5 protein-coding genes are annotated in these 4,550 nt (G+C 52.3%); 3 read left to right on the forward strand and 2 right to left on the reverse strand.

Annotated features, from left to right (window positions below):
• The 3 genes from B3Z49_RS09965 to B3Z49_RS09975 form a co-directional block, all read left to right on the forward strand.
• The coding region (locus tag B3Z49_RS09965; RefSeq protein ID WP_296990462.1) for a TetR family transcriptional regulator at window positions 1-728 on the forward strand (728 nt) is incomplete at its 5' end.
• Window positions 729-925: 197 nt separating this feature from the next.
• Window positions 926-1,378: a phasin family protein gene (locus B3Z49_RS09970; protein WP_063088716.1), complete on the forward strand. Its 453-nt coding sequence runs from the start codon at window positions 926-928 to the stop codon at window positions 1,376-1,378.
• 190 nt (window positions 1,379-1,568) lie between these two features.
• A complete protein-coding gene (locus B3Z49_RS09975) occupies window positions 1,569-1,916 on the forward strand; it encodes a tRNA-binding protein (RefSeq protein ID WP_063088715.1) in 348 nt (115 codons plus the stop codon).
• Window positions 1,917-2,005: 89 nt separating this feature from the next.
• Here the strand turns inward: B3Z49_RS09975 and B3Z49_RS09980 are convergent, their stop codons facing one another.
• Entirely contained in the window at window positions 2,006-3,358 is a 1,353-nt protein-coding gene (locus tag B3Z49_RS09980; protein WP_296990465.1) for a PAS domain S-box protein, read from the reverse strand.
• Between the two features lie 226 nt (window positions 3,359-3,584).
• Window positions 3,585-4,550 (reverse strand): methyl-accepting chemotaxis protein (locus B3Z49_RS09985; RefSeq protein WP_296990467.1); only part of this gene is annotated, 966 nt, incomplete at its 5' end.

Genomic DNA, 4,550 nt, shown 5'->3' on the forward strand with positions numbered 1-4,550 from the left:
AGGAGAACATCATGCCACCCAAAAAGGATATCCCCAATCTCCTGATCGATGCGGCCCTGAAACTGGCCGCAGAAAAGGACTGGCATGATGTCACCCTGATTGATATCGCCACCGAAGCCGGCGTTTCGGTTGCCGAATGTTATGACCATTGCAGCAGCAAGGGCGATCTTCTGCGTCGCTTTGTCAAACGCGTTGACCGCGAAGTTTTGGCCGATATCGACTCTGAGGATTTCAACGAACCCGGTCATGACCGCCTGATCGCGGTGATCATGGCACGGTTTGATATTCTCTCTGATTACCGAACGGCATTGCGATCGATCATCAATGCCGGCGGTGACCTTGGCCCGGCCGACGGGCTGCGGGCGATCAAGACCTATTTTGGCGCCATGCGCTGGATGCTGGAGGCCGCCGGTTTTCAAACAGCCGGCCTGCATGGCAGCATGCGGGTTGCGGGCCTGACGGCGGTTTACGCCAAGACCTTCAAACACTGGCTTGATGATGACAGCACCGATTTTGGCCCGACCATGGCCTACCTTGATCGCGAACTTTCCAAGGCCGCCAATTGGGACCGTCAGGTTGAAAAGGGTCTTGGCAAAGCATCATCGATTTGTGGTAAAATCAGGAAACGGTGCCGGAATTTCTCGATCAAAAAATCACCGTCCCCGGGCGATAACAGCCCTGCCGATGCACCATCAGATCAGGCGACGTCAACCACGGCCAACACCTAATTCCCTGATCTGAAACGCAAAAACCGGATATATACCCAAGGTTATGTTTTTGACACAAAACAATAACCTATAAGTTTTTGTGCAGTGCAAAATAATCCTTGACGACAGGCGATCATTCCGGCATATTGCAGTTGAATTTGTGCGGCGCACAATAGCGCCTCATTGCATATCTGTCGCAAACTAATGGAGTGCAAACCATGACCGCCGCAAAAAAGGCAACCAATCCGTTCTTTGATCTCGACTTCACCAAATACACTGCGGATTTCAAAGTTCCGGGTGTAGACGTGAACGAAATGATGGCTTTCCAGCGTAAAAACGTGGAAGCCCTGACCAAAGCCAACAAGGTGGCCTTCGACGGTTTCCAGGCTGTCGCTCAGCGCCAGAGCGAGATCTTCAAAACGCTGCTGGATAAAGTTCAGACCCAGGGCAAAGATTTCGCTGCTACTTCCGCTGACGACCCGATGGCTTCGGCTGCAAAACAGACCGAAGCTGCAAAAACGGCTTACGAAGAAGCCCTTGCAAATGCCAAGGAACTGTCAGGTCTGGTAACCAAGTCCCAGGAAGAAGCTCTTGCTCTTCTGCAGACTCGCTTTACCGAATCCCTTGACGAATTCAAAGCTGCTATCGAAAAGACCGCAGCTTCGAAATAACAGCTTTGGCTGTTAAATTCCCGTAATCTACTTGATGGCAGGGCCTTTTGGTCCTGCCATTTTTCTTTTGTGGCCCCTGTCGCCAATCACGCGTTTTTGCTCAAACTCCGGAATTCATATCGCGTTGATGGTTTGGGCTTACCAGAAACATTCGATCTTACTAAGCTGACTCCAAAATAAGGAGACAGCCATGAGCACCGAAATCAGTTTTGATGATTTCCTGAAGGTCGACATTCGGGTCGGCACCGTGATCGACGCACAGGAATTTCCCGAGGCCCGCCGCCCAGCGCTCAAGCTCTGGGTCGATTTCGGGCCCGAGATCGGGACAAAGAAAACATCTGCACAGATCACCAAACACTACACACCCGAAAAGCTGATCGGCCGTCAGGTTGCCGGTGTGGTCAATTTCCCCAAAAAGCAGGTCGGCCCCTTCATGTCGGAATTCCTCTGCCTTGGTTTTCCCGACGGGGATGACGACAAGGGTATTGTCCTGATCCGCCCGGATCAGGATGTGCCAAACGGGTCGCGCCTGTTTTAAATACCCTTGCGTCAGGCACAAAAGAAAAGGACGGATATCGTCATTGCGATACCCGCCCTTTTCCCGCTCGTGTCACGCTCCCGGCAGGGTTAGCGTGCCAAAATGCCTGATGCTTCACGCGTTCGGCCAACAATCAGGGGAATATCTTCTGCGGCCTTGATCATGTCGTTGAACGAACGCTGGGATGTCTCGAGGGAAGTCTGTACGCCTTGCATCTCGCTGCTGACCTGATGGGTGATTTCAGCTTGCTGTGAAACAGCCAGCGACACCACCGCCACCCGACTGAGCATCGCCTTTAGATCCCCCCGGACAGCTGTCGAAACACGTGCGGTTTCACCGACGCATTTTTCCAAAACTTCGATCTGCTCAATAATGGCGGGATCATCGCGTGCGCAGTCGCGCAATACATCAAGTGCCTTTTCAATCGATGCAATCGCGCCGTCACTCTCGATTGCATGATCGAATGCGTGATCGGCAACCGATCGCAGCTCGGTCATGCGTTGGGCTGTTTCATCCACACTGCTGACAAGCCGTCCGGCAACCATCGCACTGACTTCCAGATGCGCATGCGCCTGACGCCATGATGCCGCAATATCCTCGTAACGCTGATCAATCTTGCCAACGGTCTGATCAATTTCGCCGAAACCGGTTTCAAGTGTCGATTTCAAATTGGCCAGTGACGTGACCTGTTCGGTAATATCGGTGGCAAATTTGACGATCTTGCAAACTTTCCCGTCGGCCCCGTAAACCGGGCTATAGCTTGCTTCAAACCAGACCTCGCGACCGTCCTTGCCAAAGCGCTTGAACTGGCAGGCCCGGTTTTTTCCCTTTGCCAGCGCTCGCCAGAATGCACGGTACTCGGCACTCGCGGCATATTCGGGATCAACAAACATGCTGTGATGTTTGCCTGCCACTTCCGACAGGCCGTAACCCATGGCGACGAGGAAATTGTAATTGGCTGTCAGGACGTTGCCCGCGATATCAAACTCTATGACCGCCTGGCTATGTTCAATCGCGTCCACTTTGCCCTGCAGGTCGGCCAAACTGTCATGACGCCAAGTGACATCAACGCCAAGCCGGACAATGCGGATGACCTTGCCATTGCGATCTTTCACCGGACCGACGGTTTCTTCAACCCACTTGCGCTCCCCGGTCTTGGTGATCCACGGCAAGATAACACTTTTGGATTTACCGGCCCGCAAATCAACCCAACACAGACCGTACTCAGCCGCCTCAACCACATCGTCCGACAGAAACATCGAATGGTGACGGCCGAGAACCTCTTTTTCGTCATATCCGGTCAATGCAAGGAAATTGTCGTTCACACAGATGACATTGCCCGCAAGGTCCAGTTCCGCAACAGAAAACGACGCGTCAATCAAGCCGAAGACGTCATCGAACTCATCAGCGGTTTCAACAGTTATGGATGTCAGTGAATTCATGGACAACTCCGGCATATCGCAACTACGCTAAACGGGTTCATTTGATGTGCCGACTATCGCCTGACCATGCCTGATACGACATCCCCATTTGGGGAGGGGAAATATACCTACGTATATATTTTGGTATAATCTCCACAAGCAATGCATTCACAAACAAAAAGAGGCAGAATGCAAAAGCATCCTGCCTCTTTTGTTCAAAATGGTCTGAGCTTTGGTCTGAAAGCCCTTAGCGCGCAAGCACCAGTGCCGCCTCTCGGGTCCGCCCGACACTGCCCGATACGATCGAGGACGCATCGCGGATAAAGTTCACGCTGCTTGCGAACTGCTCAACAGAGTTCGCCATGCTTTGCATGTTACTTGAAACCTGCTGGGTCACAGCACTCTGTTCCTCGACGGCCGAGGAAATCGTGGTGACATTGTTCAGCACATCTTCAACTTCAGTCCGGATGGAACCCAGCACGCCAGCGACTTCGCCTGCGATGTTCTGGACACCTTCGATCTCGCCAGTAATCTGTTCGGTGGCCTTGGCAACCTGATTGGCCAGGTTTTTGACTTCATTGGCGACAACCGCAAAGCCTTTGCCTGCTTCACCAGCACGGGCGGATTCAATCGTCGCGTTGAGTGCCAGCAAATTGATCTGCCCTGCAATACCTTGAATGACATCAATGATGCTGCTCATCGCCGTAACGACTTCGCTCATTTTCTCAGTTGATGCGCCTGCGGCAATGGATTTTTCAAACACCTGATCGGTTGATGCGCGTGCCTCTGCCATACTGCGAGAAATCTCGGCAATAGATGCAGCAAGCTCTTCAGCCGCCGCCGCAACTGTTTGCACATTCGAAGATGTTTCTTCACAGCTCGAATGCGCAACCGTGGAACGCTGTTCAAGCTCACCCAGGCTCTGGTCAATTTCGCCAAAGTTGCTGTCGATCATCTGCTTCAGGTCGGTCAGAAGTTTGACCTGTTCTGTGATGTCGCTGGCATATTTCACCACCTTGTACGGCACGCCGTCGGCATCAAAGATCGGGTTATAGGATGCCTCGATCCAGATTTCCTTGCCACCCTTGGCAAATCGTTTGAACTGCTGCGAGGTAAAGTTACCTTTGGCGAGTTCGCGCCAGAAATCGACGTAGTCACGGCTATTTGCATAATCAGGATCAACAAACATGCGATGATGTTTACCGACAATTTC

It is taken from the genome of Thalassospira sp. UBA1131 (assembly GCF_002311515.1).
In the GTDB taxonomy this organism is placed as follows: Bacteria; Pseudomonadota; Alphaproteobacteria; order Rhodospirillales; family Thalassospiraceae; genus Thalassospira.